Origin of the sequence: uncultured Victivallis sp. (genome assembly GCF_944391105.1) — a bacterium.
Taxonomy (GTDB): Bacteria; Verrucomicrobiota; Lentisphaeria; order Victivallales; family Victivallaceae; genus Victivallis.
Genome location: NZ_CALXSK010000019.1, coordinates 33112 through 55714 on the forward strand (window position 1 = coordinate 33112; position 22603 = coordinate 55714).

A 22603-nucleotide genomic window follows, 5' to 3' on the forward strand; every position below is an offset into this window, starting at 1 on the left:
ACCGATGAAAAAAATGCGATTTTTCATCCGGCAGCTTGATTTTTCCATGTTCCCGGCATATACTGTTTGACATAAGCAGACATCGGGCCGGGCGCGGAGACTGGAATATGGGAGACGTCCCGCGGCGAAGGCCCATTCACCAGTAACACCGGGAGCGACATATTATGGACGACCTCAGCAAGAAAATCACCGATCGGCTCGAAGAGTTGAGAGTGCACCTGCAGGCGGATGGCGGCGATCTCGAAATCGTCGGGATCGATGGGAAAACGGTTCAGCTTCGGCTGCGCGGCGCCTGCGGCGGCTGCCCCCATGCGGCCATGACCATCAAGGGGGGGCTCGAACGCATTCTGCGCGAGGAGATCGATCCGGAAATCGTGATCGAACGGGTTCTTTAACGCCTTTTCCAGGATATGGAGAAAATCCGGCGCTCCCCTGATGGAGTGCCGTTTTTTTGGAGGTGTGCCCGTTTTTTCTTTTTTTTCGTTTGAAAAACGGAAAAACGGGTGTTACATTAATTGCTCTGTATCTGTAAGAGTTTGAAAAGGTAATGCAAAGCCCGGCCGCAGTCGGATGTTCGGAACAGAGCAGCCGGACGGCTTAGAAAAGAAAGGTTTGATTCAGATGGCGAAGAGTCTCGTAGATTCCATGCAGATGGAAGTGCGTTCCAAGCAGCCCTGCCGCAAGGAGTTGGATTTCGTTGTTCCGGCAGAGACCGTCAAAAGTGAACTGGACAAGGTGCTCCGCGAATTTGCGTATGCGGTCTCCATTCCGGGATTCCGCCAGGGCAAAGCGCCGGCTGCGATGCTCAAGAGCAAATACGCCAATGAGATTCGTCAGGAACTTGAGCGGAAGATCATCTATGCCGCGTTCGAACTCGCGGGCAAGGACGGGTCGCTTGATCTTGTGACCTGCGGCATTGAGGGCGAACCGAAGCTTGAGTTCGACCAGGAGTTCAAGTTCACGCTCGGAGTGGATACCGCGCCGGAGTTCGAACTGACCGACTACAAGGCGATCAAGGTCAAGGAGGAGCTTGACGCCGTGACCGACGAGCAGATCGACGAACGTGTGAAATTCTATCGGACGATGTACGGCAACTACACCGAAGTGAACGGCCCGGCTCAGAAGGACGACATGCTCAAGGTGAGCTACAAGAGCGACTTCGCTCTTCCGGAAGACGCCTCCGCCGCTCTGAAGCGGCAGGTCGAGGCCGAGAGTACGTTCCTGTGGCTCAGTGATCCGGAGACGATTCCGGGCTGTACCGCTGCGCTGACCGGCGCCGAAGTCGGCAAGGAGTACACGTTCAAGGCCGAATATCCGGCCGATTACCGCGAAGCGGCTCTCGCCGGCAAGACGGTGGAGTACACGGTCAAGGTCGAAGGCATTCAGCGCCGCGCCGAGCTCAGCGATGAGGAGCTCGCGGAAAAAGCGCGCGTGAAGTCCGTCGCCGAATTCCGCGATATGCTCCGCAAGGCGATGGAGCAGGAGAATGCCGCCAAACAGCACAACGCGACCGTCGAAAAGATCTACGAGGAGCTGGACAAGGCGATTCCGGAATTCGAACTGCCGCCGTCGATCCTCGCGGCTGAAGTTCAGAAGGAGCTTCAGAAGATGGCGCGCGAGGTCGTGAAGAGCGAAGAGGACGCCGAGAAGTTCAAGGCGGCTCTCGAAGAGAATAAGAAGAAGGCCGAGGAGGAGGCGAAGAAGTCTCTGCGCCGCACCTTCATCCTCCGGCGGATTGCGAAGGCCGAGAACATCAAACTCGAAGACGACGAGGTCGATACCCAGCTTCGGGAGATGAGCCGCTACTACGGCTACAAAGAGAAAGAGTTCCGCTCGATGCTCGAGAAAAACGGCGGAATGGATGACATTCAGCTGGACATGCTCAGCAATAAAGTGCTGAACCACCTCGCCGAAATGGCGACGAAGTAAGCAGCACAAAGCGCACTTTGAAAGAGCCGGGTGGCGGACCGTTGCCGACGAGGGACGGCCCGACGCGGCTCTTTTTCTGTTTGACGGTTTTTTTGGAAGGGGGGCGCGGTGACGCGCCGGAGCAAGTGGAGTTCATAACCAAACAACTTGATGAGGTGACGGAATGAAAGCCAACTCTTTTCTGGTTCCCATGGTGGTCGAGCAGACTGGTCAGGGCGAAAGAGCTTTCGATATTTACAGCCGGCTGCTGAAGGACCGGATCATTCTGCTGGGTACGCCGATCGACGACGATGTCGCGAATCTCGTGGTCGCCCAGCTGCTGTTCCTGCAGGCGGAAGATCCGAAGAAGGATATCGACCTTTACATCAACAGCCCCGGAGGTTCTGTCACGGCGGGACTTGCGATTTATGATACGATGCAGATTCTCTCCTGCGACGTGAAGACCTACTGTGTCGGGCAGTGCGCCTCGATGGGGGCGGTTCTGCTCTGCGCGGGCGCCGCGGGCAAACGGTTCGCGCTGCCGAACAGCCGGATCATGATCCACCAGCCCTGGGGCGGGGCGCAGGGAACCGCCGCCGACATCGACATCCAGGCGAAGGAGATTCTTCGGTTGAAGTCGATGCTGAACGGCATCATCTCCTCCCACACGAAACAGCCGATCAAGAAGATCGAAAAGGATACCGAGCGCGACTTCTTCATGGGAGCGGAAGAGGCGGTCAAGTACGGAATCGTCGACAAGGTGGTGTCCAAACCCTCTCAGGAGAAGTAACGGATCATGGCAGGGAAACGCGGCAACGACAATAAGCTCATGTGCGCCTTCTGCGGTGCGCGTGAAGGTGACGAACCGCAGGTGATCTTTGCTCCGAGCGGTTACGAGGGACTCGCGATCTGTTCGAACTGTCTCCGCAACGGTTACGAGGCGCTCTGCCAGGAGAAGCAGGCGAAGCGGAACGTTCCGCCCGTGCTGAATCTCAAGGTTCCGACCCCTGCGGCGATCAAGGCGGAACTTGACGCCTACGTCATCGGTCAGGAGCGGGCGAAGCGGGTGCTCGCCGTGGCGGTTCACAATCACTACAAACGGCTTCAGACCCAGGCGGGTATCCACAGCAGGGCGAATGCCGAACTGTTCAAGGACGTCGAGCTCGACAAGAGCAACGTCCTGCTGCTCGGGCCGACCGGCAGCGGCAAGACATTGCTCGCGCGGACGCTCGCGAAGCTGCTCGACGTGCCGTTCGCGATCTGCGACGCGACGACGCTGACCGAAGCGGGATATGTCGGAGAGGATGTCGAGAACATCATTCTGCGGCTCTATCAGGCTTCCGGGAACGATATCGACCGCACGCAGATCGGCATCATCTACGTCGATGAGATCGACAAGATCGCGCGTAAAACGGAAAACGTTTCGATCACGCGCGACGTCTCCGGCGAGGGGGTGCAGCAGGCGCTGCTGAAAATCCTGGAAGGGACGGTCGCGAATGTGCCGCCGCAGGGCGGGCGGAAACATCCTCAGCAGGAGTTCATCCGGATCGACACATCGAATATTCTCTTCATCTGCGGCGGTGCGTTTGTGGGGCTCGACAAGATCATCCAGAGACGCTGCGGCAAGCAGGTGCTCGGCTTCAAGCGGCTCATCGACGATGAGGCGGAAAAGGCGGAGAAGGCTGCGGAAAAGCTCGAAAAGAACCCCTATTCGAAGTGCGAACCGGAGGATTTGATCCGGTTCGGGCTGATTCCGGAGTTCGTCGGGCGGCTGCCGGTGGTCACTTCGCTCGAGCCGCTTGAGCGAAATGATCTCATCCGCATTCTGAAGGAGCCGAAAAATGCACTGATCCGCCAGTACCAGCGGCTGCTCGCGATGGAGGGGGTCACGCTGGAATTCACGGACGAGGCTCTGATCGCGCTGGCCGACAAGGCCGTGCAGCGGGGGACGGGAGCGCGCGGACTTCGCGCGATTCTTGAGGAGCTCATGACCGATGTGATGTTCGAAGCGCCCTCTGCGGAAGGGGTCACGCGGTGCGTCGTCGATGCGGACGCGGTGCGCGGGGAATCCGCCCCGAAACTGCTCTCCGACACGGTCAAACCGGTGACGCGGCGCGTGATGAAGAAAGCTCAGGCTTGAAAAGGATAACCGTTTCCAATGACACGATCCGCCGATCTTAAAACCCGGGTCATCAACATCGGGGCCCCTCCCGCGGAACGGCGGGACGAAGTGGATGTTTTCGCCTCGCTGCCGATCAAGCCGCAGGAGCGTTATAAATTTCTGCGGAGCATCGGCTTCGGCGGGATGAAGAGCGTCCTTCTGGTGTTCGACACGGATACGGGGCGGGAAGTCGCGATGGCGATCATGCCGGATTTCAGGGAGCGTCCGCGCGTGGATCTGGAGCGGTTTGTGCGCGAGGCGAGACTCACGGCACAGCTGGAGCATCCGAACATTGTGCCGGTGCACGACCTCGGGGTCGACAGCTCCGGATCACCGTTTTTCACGATGAAATATCTGCACGGGCAGTCGCTTGCGTCGGTGCTGCGGCGGCTTAAGAAGGAGGATCCGGAGACGGTGCACCGTTTCAGTCAGCTCCGGTTGCTGCAGGTGTTCATCCGGATCTGCAACGCGATTGAATTCGCCCATTCGCAGGGAATCTGTCACCTCGATCTGAAGCCGGAAAATGTGAACATCGGCGAATACGGTGAAGTGCTGGTTCTCGACTGGGGGCTCGCGCGTTCGCTGAATCCCGATTCGCCGGTCGCCTCGCCGAACGTCAAGGATGTCGATGCGAACGGGCATGTAAAAGGCACCCCCGGTTACATGGCTCCGGAACAGATCCGGATTTCGAAGGAACATCCGGTCGGTTTTGCCTCCGACATTTATGCGCTCGGGGGAATTCTCTATGCGATGCTCACGCTGAGCAATCCGCTTTCGGCCCTTCCGATGGAGGAGGTTCTGCGCCGTACTGTCGCGGGAGAGATCCCGCCGATGGGAGCGGTCGCGCCGGATGACCGCCACATCCCTTCCGCGCTGGAGGCAATCTGCCAGAAGGCGATGGCGGTCAATCCCGCCAACCGGTACCGGAGCGTGGCGGAACTGCGCGAGGATATTTTCGCGTTTCAGACCGGTTATGTGCCGAAGGCCGAAAACGCTTCGCCGCTCAAGCACGCGGGCATGTTTCTCGGCCGGAACCGGCTGATCGTGCTGGTGCTGCTGACGTTGATTCTGGCCGCGGCGCTGGCGACTCTCGCCTACTACTATCTGGATGCGATCCAGTGACCTCCTCCCACGCCCGGGAGGAGGATTTGCTGGAGAGGTTCAACGTGGAAAGATTTCGTCCACCGAAAGCCGCCTGACGGGTCCGAATGCTTCGAGCGTTTTCCAGTCAACCTTGTCGGCGTCGCCGACCACGAGGAGTGCGCGCGGGCGCTCCTCGATCTCGCGTTGGTAGAACTCCTGCAGATCCGCCGCCGAAACTTTCTGAATCTGCCGATAGGTCACTTCGCGGTAATTCGGTGGAAGTTTCATTTTCCGAAAGTTCTCCGCAAGTTCAAAGAGGGCTTCGTCATGCCAGCGCTCGGCGGCCTGCGATTTCAGCAGCGTGTCGCGGCTGTTTTCAATCGCGGCGGAGTCGACGGGGAATCCCATTGCACTGACTGCCTTCATTGCGTCGGCGAGTTTGTCGGCCTGGGTGGAAAGAGAGATCAGAAAGAAGTGATTCTCCGTCGGTTCTTCGGGAGTGGCGTAATTCGAGTAGCAACTGTACGCGAGCGAATTCGATTCGCGCAACGTCCGGAATGTGACTGACGCCATTCCGCTGCCGTAGTAACGGTTGAAGAGAAACCGCACACCGATATTTTCAGGATTGAACCGCTCACCGGCGGAGAGATAGAGCAGTTTCAGCTGACTCACGTTCGGAACGTGTACAAAATAGACCGCGGGAGCCGTGATCGGCCGCTCCACGGGCCTCCACGGGGCGGGAGGATTCTTCTCCGGCGGCGGTATGAGTTTTGCGACGATGCGTTTGAGTTCAGGCAGCTCCGGACCGTAGTAGTTGATGCGGACCGGAAAGCCGGTCAATTCCCGCAGCAGCGAAGCGATCTCTTTCGCCTCCAGCCTTTCGAGTTCACCTGCGGAGAGGGTGGAGTTCTTCTGATACTCCGCCCCGAAACGCACAAAAGGCAGAAGTCCCGCGTACAGAACCGTGTCCGGGTTCTCCTTTTCCGCCTTGCGTTCAAGCAGAATCTTCCCGGTGAGCCGCCGCAGGGCGTCGGGATTGACGGCGGGGGAGCTGAGCATTTCGTTCGCGATTCCGGCGATGGCGGGCAGGTTCCGTGCGAGCCCTGTGAGGGTTACGACCGTTTCCTCCTTGTCGACGGTGATCGACACCGAACCGGCGAGTTTGTAAAGTTCCAGTTTCAGCGCCTCGGCGGAACGCTGTTCCGTTCCGGCAACCGCGCTGTATTCGCCGACAATCGGCAGCAGGCGGTTGTGGCGGCTGCCGATCGCGAACCGGTAACTCAGCTGAAAACGGTTGTCACGGGAATTCGGGATCCGGTTGAATTCGGCTTCCCGCAACACACGTTTCCCCCGGTCGTCAGACTGGTGTTCATCGCAGATGCGGATGCTGTCGCGGAGAATTCCCGATTCGATGTCGGGGAACTCCGGCTCGATCGCGACGACCTTCATCGCCGCAAGCTCCCGGAAGAGCGCCGAATGTCCCTGTGCGGTCACGAGCGGAGTGAGCGGAGGTTTTGCGAGTTTTTCGGCGGGGGAGAGCGGTCCGTTTTTCCGGAAGAAGACCAGGCGATCCGGGCCGAAGTGTTTTCGGGCGAATTCGACGAGCTCGGACTTTGTGATCGATCTCCGGCGGGCAAGCGTGTTTGCGGCGTCCGGCCAGTCGATGCGCTCAAGATAGCTGTCGAGCAGCTGATCGGCCCGGAAGTCGTTGTTCCGCAGCGAGCGGGTCCGGTCGAGCTCGGCGTGGTCCAGGATTGCCGTAAGCAGCCAGTCGGGGAAATCGCCGCGCTTGAGTTTTTCCATCTCGGCGTTGAGCAGTTCGAGCGCACGTTCCGGAGAATCTCCGGGATTTGGAGTCGCGCTCACGAGCAGGTAGCCGTAGACGCCCGGTTTCCCGCCGCTCCCGGCGCCGGAGTCGGCGACTTTCTGCGGGATATTCAGATTCTGGTCGAGAATTCCGGCTGACCCGTTCGACAGAACCCGTGCGGAGAGTTCGAACAGGTCGAGTTCCCGCAGCGTCGGTTTCTCCATTCGCCACGCGACCGCGCAGAGTTCGTTTTCCGGTGCGACCAGCGTGTGGATGCTCTCCCCCTTGACCGGTTCAAGTTCCGGCAGGGGCGATGGCGGAATTTCTCCGGCGGGAAGTGTCCCGAAGGTTTGTTCGATCATCCGCAGGGCCGCATCCGGGTCGAAGTCGCCCGCGAGTGCAATGATCATATTCCCCGGAACGTAATGCTGTCGGTAGAACTCCATCACACGGCGCGGCGAGGGATTCTTCAGATCCTTCGGCAGCCCGATCACCGGACGGCCGAACGGATGATTCGGAAACAGCGCCGTGAGCAGCAGCTGGGAAAACCGCGCATCGGAACGGTCCTGATAGAGGTTGTACTCCTCGAACACGGTTTCGAGTTCCGTGTGGAAACCACGGAAAACCGGGCTCCTGAACCGATCGAACTCAAGCAGAATGAATTTTTCGAGCTGATTGGCCGGAAACGAGCTGAAATAGACCGTCCGGTCGAGGCTCGTATAGGCGTTGAGTCCGCTGCCGCCCATCGCGTTGACGGCCTGAACGAATTCATTCTGGACGGTGTATTTCCCCGCTTCGGCCGAAAGGCGGTCGATCTCGCGGTAGAGCTCCAGGCGCTCCTCCGGATCACTGCTCGCCTCGTGACGGTCATACAGTTGTTCGATCCGTTCAAGCAGCGGCCGTTCCGCCTCGAAATCGATCGTGCCGAGCCGCTCCGAACCCTTGAAAAGCAGGTGTTCGAGATAGTGCGCAAGCCCGGTCTTGTCGGCGGGATCGTTGCCGGAACCGACCCGGAACGCGATACAGCCGCGGATGTTCGGCGTTTCGCGGTTGACTGAGAGCGCCACGGTGAGGCCGTTGTCGAGGCGGTGGAAGCGGGCCTGCATCGGGTCATCCCGGAGCGGCGTTCCGAAGAGCGGCGTCGCTCCGCCGGAAAGCCCCGACGCAAGCGTGAAGCAAAGCACCAATGCCAGTGTGATTTTATGAAAAAAAGACATGAGTCCTCCTCTTTTTGACTGAACAACCCTCCGGAAACATTTCCATAGGCAGATTCCCGGGAATTTGATTTTCAACATAGTGCTTTGCGCCGGAAAATCAAATCGAAACGGCACTCTGAGCTTGAAAGAATCCGGCAGAATCCACTCCGCCGCACCACGAAGAAGGAGCGATGATTCCCCGCCCTGTGAGATGGAAGCCGTTTCAGATGCGGCGAACCGATTCCCGCAGAATCAGAGTGCCGGGAATCGCAATGTCCTCCACATCACGTTCTCCGCGAACCAATCGCTCCAGCAGATCCAGAGCCGAGGCGCTCATTGCCGCATAATCGGGCCGCAGAACCGTCAGCGGAGGATCCCAGAATTCCGCAACCCCGGCAAAATCGCGTGTAATCAACGACAGATCGTCAGGAATTCGGATCCCGCGCTTCCGCAGCTCAGCGCAGACCTCCAGCGCCGTGTCACAAGGAATCACGACAAGAGCCGTCACCCCTCTGACGAGAAGGGAGTCCAGACGTTCCGCCAACGGAATTCCCGCTTCGCCGTAAGAGACGAACTCTTCCGCGTCTGCCAGCCCGAATCCGGCCATTAAGCGTGGAAAGAGTTCTCCGTAATTCTCATAGAGGACCGAATCGGCCGATCGGGTTCGCCGCAATAGAAGTCCGATCCGGCGATGTCCGAGATCATGAAGCTTTTTCAGCATTTCCCGCCAGAGCGGTTCCTCGTCGGTGTAGACCGAATAGATGTTGTCCGAATGCGAACTGCGCGCCGCAAACCGCACCAGCGGAAGCGTGGTGAATTCACTCCACCGGCAATTCAGGTCCCGGTCTCCCGAGATGGAAACCGCTCCGCTCAACGCCCGGCTTCCAAGCACGGCAAGGTCTTCGTTGAAAACAATTTCCAGTTGCCAAGACCGGCGGTAAACATCGGTTTTCAATGCAGAAAGCGCCATCGCCTGATAACTGCCGATCGGCGTATTTTTCGACATCACAATCCCGACACGCAGATGTTTTCCCCGAATCCGCACAGAATATCCAAGCGAGGCTGCGGCGGCCAGCACCGCATGGCGCGTCCGTTCATCCACAGCCGGATGATTGTTCAGAACCCGCGATACGGTTGCCTGCGAAACCCCCGCCGCCCGGGCCACCATTGTTGAATTGACCTTTTTCATCGTAATGACAATATAATTGCTAAAATCTCATATTTCCAATTTTATTCATTTTTATTCATCAAATAGCCTGGTTCGTCTATTGTTCCGAAAGGAAAAATCGAGTATAATTGGAAATGAAAAGCATGACAGACCGAAAAGAAGGAAACATCCATTGAAACCCATTTTTTCAGAGGAAAACGGATTGAAAAAAAACGTTCACGAGGTAGATTTCTGCGTTGTGGGGGGCGGAATTGCCGGAATGCTTGCCGCGATTTCCGCGGCACGGCATGGGCTCCGGGTCGCATTGATGCACGACCGGCCTGTGCTCGGCGGAAACGCCTCCAGCGAAATTCGCATGTGGATCTGCGGGGCCGGGTCACGCGTGCCTTACCTGCAGGAGACCGGCATTCTCGAAGAGATCGCATTGGAGAACATGCACCGCAACCCGAAGCGGAATTATTCGCTCTGGGACGCATTGCTCTATGAGAAGGTCAGGTTCGAACCGAACATTACACTGCTGATGAACTGCGCCTGCTGCAACGCCGAAATGAACGGAACGAAAATCACGTCTGTAACCGGATTTCAACTCACAACCTATACGTGGCACACGGTACGGGCGAAAATCTTTGCCGACTGTTCCGGCGACAGTATTCTCGCCCCGCTGACCGGAGCACTTCATCGGATCGGACGCGAAGCCGCCTCAGAACACGGCGAGGAGTTCGGACTCGAAACAGCCGACTGTCATACCATGGGAATGAGCCTGCTGCTTCAGGCCCGGGAAACCGACCGGAAAGTCGAATTCACGCCGCCGCCGTGGGCCTGCCGATTCACAAGCGACGCCGAAATGCACGACAAGCCCCATACGATGCTCCGGGATCTCAATACCAATTTTTACTGGATTGAACTTGGGGGGCTGCGTGATTCCATTCACGACACCGAGGAGATCCGTGACGAACTTCTGAAAATCGCCTTCGGCTGCTGGGACCACATGAAGAACCACGGCGACCATGGGGCGGACAACTGGGAACTGGAATGGGTCGGGTTTCTGCCGGGAAAACGCGAAAGTGTCCGATACATCGGCGACTGCATCCTGACGCAGAACGATGTGGAGCAGGGAGCCGCTTTCCCCGATGAAGTCGCCTACGGTGCATGGCAGATCGACAACCATCTGCCGGGAGGTTTCGAGCTCTCCGGATGCGGCGGCGCCCATCTGCAGAAACGGCGGTTGTCCGAACCCTACGGGATTCCTCTGCGGGCGCTCTACTCGGCAAACATCGACAATCTGATGTTCGCCGGCCGGAACATCAGCGCCACCCATGTGGCGTTCTGCTCCACGCGGGTCATGGGCACCTGCGGGATCATGGGGCAGGCGGTCGGCACGGCAGCCGCCGTCGCAGTTGCGCACGGACTTTCGCCGCGTGCGGCATGCCGCGACCAGATCGACCGAATCCGGGAACTGCTGCTCGATGACGACTGTTTTCTGCCCCATTTCCGCCGGGAGATTTCAAAACTCTGCCGGACGGCGACCCTCGATTCCCCTGCCGGCAACCCGGAAGCACTGCGCAACGGGATCGACCGTCGTTATGCCGGGACGGACAACGGCTTTTTCGGGAAATTGAATCAGCCGATCACCTATTCGTTCGGGAGGAAAGTGAAACTCTCCTCCTTCCGGCTCGTAACCGACAGCGATCTCGACCGCGAATTTGTGGAGGGGAATCCGAATCTCGTCAAGATTCCCATGCCGCTTTTTCATGCGCAAAGTTACGACGGTACTTCGTTTGGATTTCCCACGTGCATGTTGAAAAAATTCCGGCTGGAGATTCCGTCTGCCGACGGCGGCTGGGAGAGCGTCTATGAAAAAGACAACAATATCATGCGCCTTGTGCGGGATACTCTCCATGTGGAGACCGAGGCGATTCGTCTTGTCCCATTGGAAACCTGGGCTTCCGCCCGGCTGTATCACACCTACGGCAGCGGCAGCGTCCACCTTTTCGCCTTTGAGGTAAATGAATGAGGAAAAGATTGTTTGAAGAAACCTCCTTCCCCCGTCTGATCGCTCATCGCGGCTTTACGCCGCTGGCGCCGGAGAACTCCCTGTTCGCATTTGAAGCGGCGGGGCGCCTCGGATTCTGGGCGATTGAGAGCGACGTGCACGAAACGCGCGACGGTGCGCTGGTCTGCTGTCACAATCCGGATACGGGCGGCCGTTTCAACGCGGCGCTTTCCATCGCGGAGAGTATGCTTTCCGAACTGCGCCGCCTCCGCTTCACCTCGGGAAACCGGGTTGAACTTCTGGATGATGATGAACTGCTCCTGCCGACGTTCGAGGAGTATCTCGCCATCTGCCGGAAATACGGTGCGGTTCCCTTCCTGGAAAGCAAAGCGCCGGTTGCGGGGAAAATCCTGGCTGCTCTGCGGAAATACGACCTGATCCATCACGCCGTATTCTCCTCTACGGAATTTTCCCATCTGGAAGAGGCGCGAAGCATCGACCCGAACATTTTTCTCCACCACATTTTCACCACCCGGGAACAGCTGGAGCGGCTGGCGGAACTCGGCAACGGCGGAGTCTCGTGGAACTATCCGGATCCGGCCTCGGCGCCGCCGGAACGGATTGCGGAAACCAAAAAACACGGCGTCCGAGTCTGTCTCCGGGCGGCAGATTCACCGGAACGTCTCCGGATCATGATAGATCTGAAACTTGATTACATTCCAACCAATATTCTGATCCCGAAAGGAGGAAAATGAGACCATGAAACATACAATACACGCCGGAAAACCGACTCCCTGCCAAATCTCTTCAAAATTCGAAAAAAAAAGGTGTCCTCCTGCCGCTTTTACCCTTATAGAGCTTCTCGTTGTAATTGCGATCATCGCGATTCTGGCGAGCATGCTGCTGCCCGCGCTGAATCAGGCCAGGGAAAGAGCCAAAAGCGTCAAATGTGCGAGCAATCTCAAACAGTGTATCACGGCGCAGATATTCTACATCAACGACTGGAAAGGCGCCCTGGTGATCGATGAGGCGGAACACAGCAACTGGAGCAAGCCGTTGCGGATGAAGGGTTATTTATCATACGCGCCGAATGAGGTCTGCTGCCCGTCCAATCTGACCACAAAATTCGACCCGGACAACGCATACCGGATGCGGAATATTTACGCGTCCCGGAACAAACACATTCCACTGCGCTGCATGAGAACGGTCAACAAAAACACCTATTATTTCACGCAACGCATTGTCTATCCATCGGAGTTCGTGATGCTCGGCGACGTTTTCTGCCTTTACAAGGCGATGAATCCGGATTCCGATCACGGCCGGTGCGGCACAATGCATGCCGGAGTGCGCATAACTTCGAACCTGAACGAATCAACTTACGATGACAGTTCGTTCTTTTATCTTGGACAGCACAAAACGCATGGGAATTTCGCCTTTCTCGACGGACATGTCGCGGCCTACTCGGATCCGGGAAGTTTTCTGGACTCCCTGCTGAAAGAATACAAGGTGCAGGATCAGGCGAATGTCACTGTCAGCGTCTGGGACAAAAATCTGGTTTTCACCAGAAAAAAAGGAGAATAAAATCAACGTAACCGGTTCCGGACGGAACGTTTGACGAGCAATCACCGGAACATGGAAACACCGGAGGAGAAGTTATGAGAAAATTCAATTTATTTTGCCTGCTGGCAATGTTTCTGGCCGTGCTGCCGGCAGGGAATGCGGCGGAAGTGCTCTTCGATTTTGAACAGGAGTCGGATGTGGCAAGCTGGAAGATCCGCCATTCCGAAACCGACACCCTGACCCGATCCCGGGAAGTGGTATCCGGCGGCAGATATGCCCTGCTTTTCACCGCGCCGAAATGGGATGGGAAATACTCCATCTGGCCGGCATTTGAAACCCGCCGCGTGCCGAAGGACTGGTCAAAATTCGATCGTCTCTGTGTTACGGTCTACAATGACTGCCTCGAGGCGACACAATTCAATCTGTATCTCGCCAATACCGGGAAGAAGGCGCAGGAGGGAACTCTTTTCCGGCAGATTCTTCAACCGTTCTCGGCGCGGCAATGGGTGATTTCACTCCGGCGGGGAACCCGGAAAATCGATCTGACGGACGTCGGGTTGATACACTTCTACTCCGCCAATCCGAAAGGCGGCGTTCGGATCTTTCTCGACAATATCACCCTGCTCGAACCCGGGGAAGCCGTTCCGCCGCTCTCGCCGGATTTCCAAAAACTCGTCGCAGCGGGGAAAGAGGCCCGGCTCCAACCGCTGCGGCAGCAGAAATTAATCGCCCCCAAGGCAATCTCAGACGCAGCTGCCGGATTGCCGGATTCCTTCGTCGAATATCTGAACCGGGAAACAGAGTCGTTGAATACCGCGATTCTGAACGGAAAATTCGATATGCTCCTGAACAACCCGGCCTGTCCCACATGGCATTACCTGCCGAAACTTCTGCCTGTCTTGAACAGTTTCTCGAAAACCCGCCGGAACTTCTCTCCCGCCGGGAATTCCGAAGACATTCTGCTCGGCATGGCCGATTCCGCCGAAAAAGTTCTGCCGCGCGCGGCGGTTTTTCATCCGCTCCCGGAAAAACTCGAACTTGATGTGGCGGGCAACGAGAAGGAGTCTGTCCAGCTAATCGCCATGCCGCTGAACAAAGACCGGTCAGCTGTCGGAATCCGCCCGGGCGTCTTTATCGATCCGGCCGGAAGAACCCTGCCGGAATCCGCAATCACCGCAGTCCCGGTCGGATTCATCGAAACCCGTTTTCAACCGATTTTCGGTTCGGATTACCTCGGGTTCTGGCCGGATGTGCTGCTTTCGTTCCTGAAAGATGTGACAATCCGTGCAGGAGAGGCGCAGCCGTTCTGGATCAAGGCCGATATTCCGTCAGGACAGCCGGCGGGAATCTACCGGGGAGACCTGAGCGTCACGGTGGAAGGCGTAGAAGTGTTTCGCGTTCCTCTTGCGATTCGCGTTCGCAATTTTTCGCTGCCGGATCACTCCATGCTCCCGCTGGCCGTGACCTTCTGGCCGCGGGACGGTATCATCCCCATGATCAATCCGCAGGCCGATCCGAGGGAGCGCCTGAATCCCGACGCCCCGGCCAGGGCGTGGCGGAAACAGAAGAAAGCCTGGAGCGATTTTCTTCAGGAGTACTATCTGGGACTCGACAGCCTTTACGCCTACGATAACTGGGAACCGCAGTTTGACGATCTCGTCGAAAGAAAACGGAGAGGCACTCTGCGCGCCTTCAATCTGGACAATATCAAGCCCATCGAGGAAAATGACGACAAATTCCAGCAGAAAATCGAACGGATCCGGGCGCGATATGAAAAAGCCAAAGCCCTCGGACTGCTTGAATATGCTTATCTTTACGGATGCGATGAAAGCAAGCCCCCGACATTTTCCAACGCGGAACGGGCCGCCTCCATTCTGAAAAAAGAGTTTCCCGATGTACCGCTGTTCACAACGGCGTTCGACAAAACCTATGGCTGCGACGGCCAGCTCGCCTCATTCGACTGGTTCTGCCCCAAAACCTCCGAATATAACGTGAAGCAGGCAGAGCTAGCCCGTAAGGCGGGGAAACAGGTCTGGTGGTACATCTGCTTCAATCCACAACGCCCTTACGCGAATGTATTCATCGAATCCCCGGCGATCGAAGCAAGACTGCTGATGGGCGCAATGGCGGCGAAATACCGGCCGGACGGCTTTCTCTACTACCAGACCAGTCACTGGAACAGCACAAAACCGATCACTTCCGGTCCCTTCCTCGAATGGCCGGCGGAAAGCTATCCGGGCTACAACGGAGACGGAAACTGGACCTATCCGGGGCCGGACAGCACCCCGCTGGCATCGATCCGGCTGGAAAACTTCCGTGACGGACTCGAGGATTACGCCTATGTGAAGATTTTGGAAATGCGCCTGAAGGAGGCGAAAAAAAGCGGACAGGATCCCCTCTGGTGCTCAAAAGCGGAAAAAGCTCTGATCGTCCCCGCTGCTCTGGTCAACAGCATGCGGAATTATTCGCGCGATCCGAATGTACTCCGCGCCTGGCGGGCCGGAATCGCCTCCCTGATCGAAGACGCCCCGGGTACCCGTTAAAAGTCGTGTCCATACCGGAAATCCGATTCCCGCCGCAGAACGATGCGGCGGGATCCCTCTCCATCGCTCCTGACATTTCTTCCGCCGCCCGGCGAAACAATCAGGACGAATTGCCGCGTCCTGTCACGGAGCTTTATCACTCACAAATATGTTCCATGAAAAAACAAACCTACAAGTGCGGAACTCTCACCTACACCCGCTGCGGTGTCGTGACGCTGTTCTGCTGGCTGCTCTGGGGAGACTTCTGCCTGGTGCTGCTCGAGAACACCAGACCTGTTATCGTTCCTCTGCTGCTGCGGGCACACGACGCCAGCAACTTCACGATCGGGCTGCTGTGCGGAAGCATTCCGCCGCTGCTGAACTTCATCGTAAATCCGATTATCAGTACGGCCAGTGACCGGACGCGCACCCGGAGATGGGGGCGGCGCATTCCCTATCTTCTGTGGGGCGTTCCTTTTGTATCCATGTTTCTGATCCTGCTCGGATTCAGCGATCAGATCGGAAGAGGACTCGCCGGCCTGGTGACGGAAAACGAAGCGGCCGTCGCATCGTTTGTTATCGGGGTACTCGCATGTTTTTCCATCGGATTCCTGTTTTTCGATCTTTTTGCGGGTTGCGTTTATTACTATTTGTTTTCCGATGTTGTCCCTCAGGAACTGCTGGGACGTTTCATGGGTTTCTTCCGCATGGCCGGCAGTTGCGGCGGATTGTTGTTCAATCTGCTTGTCATGCCGGGAATACAGACTCACATGGCACTAGTCTGCATCGTTATAGCGTTGATTTACGTCATCGGTTTTGGAGGAATGTGCCTGAAGGTCAAAGAGGGGGAGTATCCTCCGCCGTCTCCCGGGGGGATGACTTTCGTCGACCGGATCCGTCTTTATTTCAAGGAATGTTTTTCCATGCCCTACTGGCTGATTGTTTTTTTGGGACTCGGTCTGAACAACGTATCCACGGTCTGCCGGGCATTGTTCAATATTCTCTACGGCACAGAATACCTCGGACTTTCGACCGGCGAATACGGCCGGATCATGGCATGCGGAAGCATTTTGTCGATCGGCCTGGCAATTCCGGTAGGTTATCTGATCGATCGTTTTCATCCGCTTCGCATGTATATTGCGGCGGCATGGATGGTGATAGCGGTCAACATTTATGGATTTTTCTTCTGCCATGACTATCCCTCATTTTTCATTACGACCATGCTGATCACGGTAGTCTATGTTATACAAAACAATTCGGGGTTGCCGTTGTCCATCTGCCTCTTTCCGAAAAGTCAATTCGGGCAGTTCTCCAGCGCCAACGCCATGATCAAATCCGTGCTGCTGGTGGCATCGAATGCTTTCGGAGGATGGTTCATTGATCAACTCGGTTACCAATACCTTTTTGTCTGGGATTTCCTTTTCACTTTCCTGAGCGTATTGCTGATGCATTGGGTCTACCTGCGTTGGAAACAACTCGGCGGCGAACACGGATATGTACCACCGACCATTGCACAGAGAGAAGAACAGAAAAACCGGTAACAACAAATCAAAGTTCCATATACGTCCACGGCAAAAAAGAAAAGAGCTGAGCCGTCACCGTACCGGAGGAATTCTTTGACCGGGAACCATGAACGAAATCCGTGCCCGTTTCCATTACCGCGTTCGCGGAAAACACACGGGACTCCGGAACCGGAACGACAAAAAAACCCGGAAGTGATGAACACCTCCGGGCCTCTGTCCGCAGAAGAAAATTATTTCTTCTTCGCAGCGCCGATCGCAGCGCGGATCTTCGCTTTGCAGCGTTCGAGGTAGGCCTTGCGGCGGCGGCGTTTCTGAATCTTGTTAAGCTGCTGTCCCATTTCAACTCCTGAATAATAAAGGGTTTTTCATGACCATGTCCTGATAAATATAGTGCCGGAACTGCAAATTTCAAATAAATCTTGCGTTTTTCATTTCATTTTCCCGGAAAAAGGTTTATCTTATAGGTTGAATGAATGCTGTTTTGAGTCCCGGAAGGTCTGGAGGAGAAAGAATGAAACGAGTGTTTGGAGTATTGTTCGCGGCGTTGCTGTCCGCAGTTTTGTCGCTGTCGGCGGCGGTTACGCCGGAACAGTTGAAGGCGCAATCGGCCCTCGCTACTTCAGAACGGTTTCCGAACGCCGAAACCGTTTTGCTGTACGACTGGCAGAGCGCCGTCTATCAGCCCGACGGAACCGGCGTCGAAACCGATGACTTCTATCAGAAAATTCTGACCGAAACCGGGCGGCGCAATCTGCGCGAACTCTCCTTCCAGTTCAATACCTCCTATGAAAAACTGGAACTCCCCCTCCTGGAAGTCATCAAACCCGATGGGAAAATCGTGAAAATCGATGTGGAAACCAATGGGAAAGTCGCGGTCGAACCCTCTCAGATGGGCGCGAACATCTACGATCCGGCCAACAAAATTTTTGCCGTGACGATTCCGGAGCTCGAAATCGGCGACATCGTCCACATTGTTTCTAAAGAGACGATCCTCAAGCCGCGCATTCCGGGGGTATGGAGCAACATCTACGTATTGCAGTCCGATACGCCGATCCTCCATTACGAGGTGAAGATCGATGCGCCGGAGGCGCTTCCGCTGCGCGCAATCCGGATCAAGGACGAAGTCAAAGGGAGCATCCGGGCCACCGAAGTGAAGAAAGACGGCCGCATCCTCTACACCTGGACCGCCGCCAACGTCCCGCAGATCATCCCCGAACCGGACATGCCGCCGGTCTACATGTGTGTCCAGCGGCTTCTGGTCAGCACCGCAAAGGACTGGCCGGAGATTTCCCGGTGGTACTACAACATCTGCCGTCCCCGCCTCGATGCCGTGACGCCCGAGATCCGCGCGAAGGTCGCCGAACTCACGAAAGACGCGAAAACTCCCGAGGCGAAGATCATGGCGCTCTTTCAGTTCGTCTCCCAGCAGATCCGCTACATGGGCATCACCGCAGAGACCGAAGCGCCTGGGTACGAACCGCACGATGTCTCGTTGACCTTCAACCAGCGTTACGGCGTCTGTCGTGACAAAGCCGCGCTGCTGGCCGCAATGCTCGAAGTCGCCGGAATCAAGGCGTTTCCGGTGCTGTTCATGGCCGGATATCCGAAAGACGACGAGGTCCCGAACAACTACTTCAACCACGCGGTCACGGCGGTCGAGGACCGGCCGGGCCACTACATTCTCATGGACCCGACCTACGAGACCACTGCCGAACTCCTTCCTTCAACCATGGCGAATATGAGCTATCTCGTCGCAAAACCCGAAGGCGAGATTCTGCGCCGGACCGAACTGGTTCCGACTGCGAAGAATCTGCTCAAAATCAAAACCGAGGCGTCCGTCACGCCGGACGGCACGCTTGAGGGGCGCAGCGTTATCGACTTTCTCGGCGTGAACGACCAGATCTACCGCGATGCGTTTTCGCGCTGGCCGCTCGACTACCGCCGCCAGTTCTTCGCCACCTGCCTGAAACGGGCGGTTGCGGGCGCGGAGCTGGAATCGCTGAAGATTTTTCCGGAGAACATCCGCGACATGAGCCGGCCGCTCGTTGCGGAACTGACCTTCCGCGCGGAAGGGTATCTGCCGGAAAAGGGGCCGGTCTATCTGCTGGAACTGCCCTGCTTCGGCTCCGAATTCGGCGCGGCGAACTTCGTGCTCGGCTCGGTCGGACTCAAGGAGCGGAAATTCCCGATGCAGCTCTTTTCGACCTGCGGCGTCTCGGAGCGCTACAAACTCACTCTCCCGCCGAGCTGCCGCATCGTTTCACTGCCGCAGAACACCACGATCAGCGCTCCCGGAATCATGAACTTCAACCGGGTCCTGCGGGAGGAGGGTGCGGTGCTGACGGGGGAGAACTACTTTTCGATCGACACGGTTGAACTCCGGCCGAAGGGGTACGCGGAACTCAAGCGGGCGCTCGCCAGAGTGGATGCGGCGGAACGCGAACTGCCGATCGCCTGCCCGGATTTTGCGACGGCGGCGGGAAACGCCGCCGCGACGGCATTCCCCGCTGCGAACTCGATCATTCTTTCCTCCTCGGTCGAAGTCAAACTGGAGAACGCCTCCGCCTGGACGCGTACCGACCGCATGGCGCGGAAGATCTTGAACTACGCGGGCGTCAAGGATTACTCCGAACTCAAAATCGCCTTCAATCCGGTCTGGGAATCGGTGGAGATCGAGGCGAAAGTGACCGCCCCGGACGGATCCGTCAAAACGCTTTCTCCGAAGGAGATCAATACCATGGACGCATCATGGGTCGCGGCCGCGCCGCGCTATCCGGCGGGGAAGCTGATCGTTGCGAGTCTGCCGGGAGTGGTTCCGGGTGCGACGGTTGAAACGGTCGTCCGCCGCGTCTGCCGGAATCGCCCGTTCTTCCATCTCGCCGTGGTGTTCGCCGCGGACTCTCCGATCGTCGCGAAGCGCTTTACGGTAGAAGCTCCGAAAAAACTGCAGCTGCGTTACTCCGCCGCCCCGGAAGAGGTGACGTTCTCCGAATCCCGGGAGAACGAATTGGCCCTTTATGAATGGAGCGCCGCGAATCTTCCGCAGCTGCCGGCGGAGTCGGACCGCCCCCCGCTCTGGATGTATGCGCCGACGATTGTGGTTTCGAGCGGGGACTACGCCGATTTCGGAAAGAAACTGGCGGCTGCGCTGAATGCGAAAACCGGGGATGCGCCGGAAGCCGCCGCGCTCGCCCGCAAACTCGCCCCCGTGTCGATGCCGGCCGATTTCCGGGTCAACGCGATCCGCACCTGGGTCGCGCGCAACATCCGCCCGGCCGGACCGCCGCTGAACGAACTGCCATGGTCGGCCTTCTCCCCCGCCGACGTGACGCTGAAGTCTGGCTACGGCGACTCCGCCGATCGCGCGATTCTGCTCGGCGCGATGCTGAAGGCGGTGGGAATCGACTACCATTTTGTGGCCGCCTCGGAACTCGGATACGCGGTGGCCTCCACGCGGCCGCTCATGCGTTCTCCGCAGAACATCTTTACAAAAATCCTCGTTTATCTTCCCGCGTTTGACAGTCATCTGAACGATACGGGCGAATACGCCTCGCTCGGCTCCACCGCCTCGGAGGAGGCGATCGGTCTCGCTCTGGACACCGGGCGGCTGATGACGATCCGGCCGCGCCGCAAAGGGGAGAGCGCGCTCGCGCTCTCCTGCCGGATCCGCCTGCAGGCCGACGGCTCCGCCCGCATCGAGGCGACCCGCAGCTACTACGGCCTCGACTATCAGGCTGCGCGTCAGATGTTCACGGAGATGACTCCCGCGGAGCGCGGGCAGTATTTTGAGTCTCTCGCAGCCGGAATTTCGCAGAACGCCGTGTTCCGGGGCGAGCCGGTCACCTCCTTCGACGGTTATCCGGGAAAACTTTTCTTCACGCTGGACGTGCCGGATTTTGCGGCGGTTTCAAAAGGGCATCTGCAATTTGAACTGCCCGAATTCTCCACCCTTTCGCGCCTGGTCAAAACAGCCGAATCGAGCCGGAAAACCCCGCTCTGGCGCAACCGCCCCGCAAAAGTCATGCTCGAATACCGGATCGAGCTGCCCCGCAATTTCATTCCGGTCGCCGCCGGGCCGGACCGGCTCGAACTCGGAAAACCCGGCAGCGCCACTTTCTTCCGTCACATGGAAGAGGGGCCCGGCGTGCTTTCCCTGGAATATGAACTCGCGCTTCCGGTCGAGGAGATCTCTCCCGCCGACTACGGCAGGCTCGTCGAGCTTCAGAAGGCACTTTCGAAACTCTCCGCTTCGCGGATCATCTTGAAACAACAGAAACGGATCAATCCATGAAAATCACAACCATTCCAGCCGGAATCCTTGAAACCAACTGTTATCTGGTTCAGCCTGATAACAGCAGGACGCTGTACATCATCGATCCTGGCGGCGACGCGCCGGAAATCGCCGACGCGGCGGCCCGGATCAACCATGACCGCTGCGCCGTGCTGCTCACCCACGCCCACGTCGACCACATCTCCGGCCTCGGAGAACTTGTCCGACTGGTGAAACCTGAGTACGTCTATCTGCGCGCGCCCGATCTCGATCTTTACGAAAGCCCCGAGAATGCACTCGAACCCTATCTCTCCGCGGCGGAACATCTGCCGAAGACGACGGACCATGTCGATGCGGCCGATTTCCGGATTATCCCGCTTCCGGGGCATACGCCCGGCGGCAGCGGTTTTCTCTTTCCCGGAACGCCTGCGACTCTCTTCGCCGGCGACACGATCTTCGCCGGCAGCGTCGGCCGCACCGACCTGCCCGGAGGGGACACCCGGACACTGCTCGACTCGATTCGCTCCCGGCTGCTGACACTGCCGGACGACACCGTGATCTATCCCGGTCACGGCCCCGCGACCACGGTAGGGCGCGAACGCAAAAACAATCCATATTTACAGGACTCCGGCTATGATCAATGGTGAAATTCTTGAAAACAACCGCCTCAAAGGCGACTACTTTCTCGTCCGCTTCCACGCGCCGGAAATCTGCTCGAAGGCGCGGGCGGGACAGTTCGTACACGTCCGGATCAACGATCATTACGACCGCATTCTGCGCCGTCCGTTCAGCATTCACAACTGCGAAAACGATACGCTCAGTCTGGTCTACAAGGTCGTCGGTCACGGTACGCGGGAACTCTCGGAACTTGCTCCCGGCGCGGTTTGCGATCTGATGGGACCGCTCGGTGTCGGCTTCTCCGACCCGGCTCCCGGTGTGACGCCCGTTCTCGTGGCGGGCGGTTATGGCGCGGCTGCGACTTATCTGCTTACGAAGCAGGCTCCGCAGCGCGGACTCTTTCTGCTCGGTGCGCGCAGCGAACGCGACGTGCTGCTCACCGACGAGTATGAGAAGGCCGGATACGAAGTCCGCGTCGCAACCAACGACGGCTCGATGGGATATTGCGGTTTCGTAACCGGGCTGGTCGAACAGCTGCTTGCAGAGAAGCCCGACGGGAAGTTTTTCTTTTACGGCTGCGGCCCGCATCCGATGCTGATGGCACTGGCAAAGCTGTTGCGGGCGCATCATCAGCCCGGTGAACTTTCGATCGATCACCTCATGTGCTGCGGCATCGGCGCGTGTTTCGCCTGTGTGGTGAAGGTCAAGGCAGACACTCCGGAAGGATGGGCCTATGCGCGCGCCTGTGTCGACGGGCCGGTTTTCAATCTCGATTCGGTTTATGTGGAGTAAGG

15 protein-coding genes are annotated in these 22603 nt (G+C 57.6%); 13 read left to right on the plus strand and 2 right to left on the minus strand.

What is annotated here, in order from left to right; genetic code table 11:
• The first annotated feature begins 164 nt into the window (after positions 1–164).
• The 5 genes from Q0K10_RS07705 (at position 165) to Q0K10_RS07725 (ending at position 5191) form a co-directional block, all read left to right on the plus strand.
• Entirely contained in the window at positions 165–395 is a 231-nt protein-coding gene (locus Q0K10_RS07705) for a NifU family protein (RefSeq protein WP_106055755.1), read from the plus strand.
• A 226-nt stretch (positions 396–621) separates the two neighbouring features.
• The gene (gene tig, locus Q0K10_RS07710; RefSeq protein ID WP_294505434.1) at positions 622–1929 is read left to right on the plus strand and encodes a trigger factor; all 1308 of its coding nucleotides are present in this window, start codon (positions 622–624) and stop codon (positions 1927–1929) included.
• Positions 1930–2092: 163 nt separating this feature from the next.
• Positions 2093–2698 (plus strand): ATP-dependent Clp endopeptidase proteolytic subunit ClpP, encoded by a 606-nt coding sequence (gene clpP / locus Q0K10_RS07715; protein ID WP_294477174.1) that lies wholly within the window; start codon positions 2093–2095, stop codon positions 2696–2698.
• A gap of 6 nt (positions 2699–2704) precedes the next feature.
• Entirely contained in the window at positions 2705–4048 is a 1344-nt protein-coding gene (gene clpX / locus Q0K10_RS07720) for an ATP-dependent Clp protease ATP-binding subunit ClpX (RefSeq protein ID WP_294505436.1), read from the plus strand.
• 18 nt (positions 4049–4066) lie between these two features.
• On the plus strand, positions 4067–5191 hold the full coding sequence (locus tag Q0K10_RS07725) for a serine/threonine-protein kinase (RefSeq protein ID WP_294505437.1): 1125 nt from the start codon (positions 4067–4069) through the stop codon (positions 5189–5191).
• Positions 5192–5230: 39 nt separating this feature from the next.
• On the opposite strand, the gene Q0K10_RS07730 is transcribed toward Q0K10_RS07725, so the two are convergent.
• Positions 5231–8176, minus strand: a complete 2946-nt coding sequence (locus Q0K10_RS07730; RefSeq protein ID WP_294505438.1) for a pitrilysin family protein — start codon at positions 8174–8176, stop codon at positions 5231–5233.
• Positions 8177–8378: 202 nt separating this feature from the next.
• Entirely contained in the window at positions 8379–9323 is a 945-nt protein-coding gene (locus tag Q0K10_RS07735) for a LacI family DNA-binding transcriptional regulator (protein WP_294505440.1), read from the minus strand.
• Between the two features lie 202 nt (positions 9324–9525).
• Between Q0K10_RS07735 and Q0K10_RS07740 the strand changes: the two genes are divergently transcribed.
• The 8 genes from Q0K10_RS07740 (at position 9526) to Q0K10_RS07775 (ending at position 22601) form a co-directional block, all read left to right on the plus strand.
• Positions 9526–11337 carry an FAD-dependent oxidoreductase gene (locus Q0K10_RS07740; RefSeq protein WP_294505442.1) on the plus strand — a complete coding sequence of 604 codons (1812 nt, stop codon included), beginning with the start codon at positions 9526–9528 and terminating at the stop codon, positions 11335–11337.
• Positions 11334–12071, plus strand: coding sequence for a glycerophosphodiester phosphodiesterase family protein (locus Q0K10_RS07745; RefSeq protein WP_294505444.1), 738 nt, complete (start codon positions 11334–11336; stop codon positions 12069–12071). The genes Q0K10_RS07740 and Q0K10_RS07745 overlap by 4 nt, the downstream gene beginning before the upstream one ends.
• A gap of 4 nt (positions 12072–12075) precedes the next feature.
• Complete coding sequence (locus Q0K10_RS07750) at positions 12076–12897, plus strand: type II secretion system protein (RefSeq protein WP_294505446.1); 822 nt, start codon at positions 12076–12078, stop codon at positions 12895–12897.
• Positions 12898–12971: 74 nt separating this feature from the next.
• Positions 12972–15419 carry a glycoside hydrolase domain-containing protein gene (locus Q0K10_RS07755; protein ID WP_294505448.1) on the plus strand — a complete coding sequence of 816 codons (2448 nt, stop codon included), beginning with the start codon at positions 12972–12974 and terminating at the stop codon, positions 15417–15419.
• A gap of 155 nt (positions 15420–15574) precedes the next feature.
• Positions 15575–16939 (plus strand): MFS transporter, encoded by a 1365-nt coding sequence (locus Q0K10_RS07760; RefSeq protein ID WP_294505451.1) that lies wholly within the window; start codon positions 15575–15577, stop codon positions 16937–16939.
• A 493-nt stretch (positions 16940–17432) separates the two neighbouring features.
• Positions 17433–21212, plus strand: a complete 3780-nt coding sequence (locus tag Q0K10_RS07765) for a DUF3857 domain-containing protein (RefSeq protein WP_294505453.1) — start codon at positions 17433–17435, stop codon at positions 21210–21212.
• Positions 21209–21838: an MBL fold metallo-hydrolase gene (locus tag Q0K10_RS07770; RefSeq protein WP_294505456.1), complete on the plus strand. Its 630-nt coding sequence runs from the start codon at positions 21209–21211 to the stop codon at positions 21836–21838. Before Q0K10_RS07765 ends, Q0K10_RS07770 begins: the two co-directional genes overlap by 4 nt.
• On the plus strand, positions 21825–22601 hold the full coding sequence (locus Q0K10_RS07775) for a dihydroorotate dehydrogenase electron transfer subunit (RefSeq protein ID WP_294505458.1): 777 nt from the start codon (positions 21825–21827) through the stop codon (positions 22599–22601). Before Q0K10_RS07770 ends, Q0K10_RS07775 begins: the two co-directional genes overlap by 14 nt.
• Positions 22602–22603: the final 2 nt, after the last annotated feature.

What these genes read in the sequence shown, in the direction of transcription:
- Q0K10_RS07705 (WP_106055755.1), top strand. Translation starts at nt 165, where the DNA reads ATGGACGACCTCAGCAAGAAAATCACCGATCGGCTCGAAGAGTTGAGA.
- tig (WP_294505434.1), top strand. Translation starts at nt 622, where the DNA reads ATGGCGAAGAGTCTCGTAGATTCCATGCAGATGGAAGTGCGTTCCAAG.
- clpP (WP_294477174.1), top strand. Translation starts at nt 2,093, where the DNA reads ATGAAAGCCAACTCTTTTCTGGTTCCCATGGTGGTCGAGCAGACTGGT.
- clpX (WP_294505436.1), top strand. Translation starts at nt 2,705, where the DNA reads ATGGCAGGGAAACGCGGCAACGACAATAAGCTCATGTGCGCCTTCTGC.
- Q0K10_RS07725 (WP_294505437.1), top strand. Translation starts at nt 4,067, where the DNA reads ATGACACGATCCGCCGATCTTAAAACCCGGGTCATCAACATCGGGGCC.
- Q0K10_RS07730 (WP_294505438.1), bottom strand. Translation starts at nt 8,176, where the DNA reads ATGTCTTTTTTTCATAAAATCACACTGGCATTGGTGCTTTGCTTCACG.
- Q0K10_RS07735 (WP_294505440.1), bottom strand. Translation starts at nt 9,323, where the DNA reads ATGGTGGCCCGGGCGGCGGGGGTTTCGCAGGCAACCGTATCGCGGGTT.
- Q0K10_RS07745 (WP_294505444.1), top strand. Translation starts at nt 11,334, where the DNA reads ATGAGGAAAAGATTGTTTGAAGAAACCTCCTTCCCCCGTCTGATCGCT.
- Q0K10_RS07750 (WP_294505446.1), top strand. Translation starts at nt 12,076, where the DNA reads ATGAAACATACAATACACGCCGGAAAACCGACTCCCTGCCAAATCTCT.
- Q0K10_RS07755 (WP_294505448.1), top strand. Translation starts at nt 12,972, where the DNA reads ATGAGAAAATTCAATTTATTTTGCCTGCTGGCAATGTTTCTGGCCGTG.
- Q0K10_RS07760 (WP_294505451.1), top strand. Translation starts at nt 15,575, where the DNA reads ATGAAAAAACAAACCTACAAGTGCGGAACTCTCACCTACACCCGCTGC.
- Q0K10_RS07765 (WP_294505453.1), top strand. Translation starts at nt 17,433, where the DNA reads ATGAAACGAGTGTTTGGAGTATTGTTCGCGGCGTTGCTGTCCGCAGTT.
- Q0K10_RS07770 (WP_294505456.1), top strand. Translation starts at nt 21,209, where the DNA reads ATGAAAATCACAACCATTCCAGCCGGAATCCTTGAAACCAACTGTTAT.
- Q0K10_RS07775 (WP_294505458.1), top strand. Translation starts at nt 21,825, where the DNA reads ATGATCAATGGTGAAATTCTTGAAAACAACCGCCTCAAAGGCGACTAC.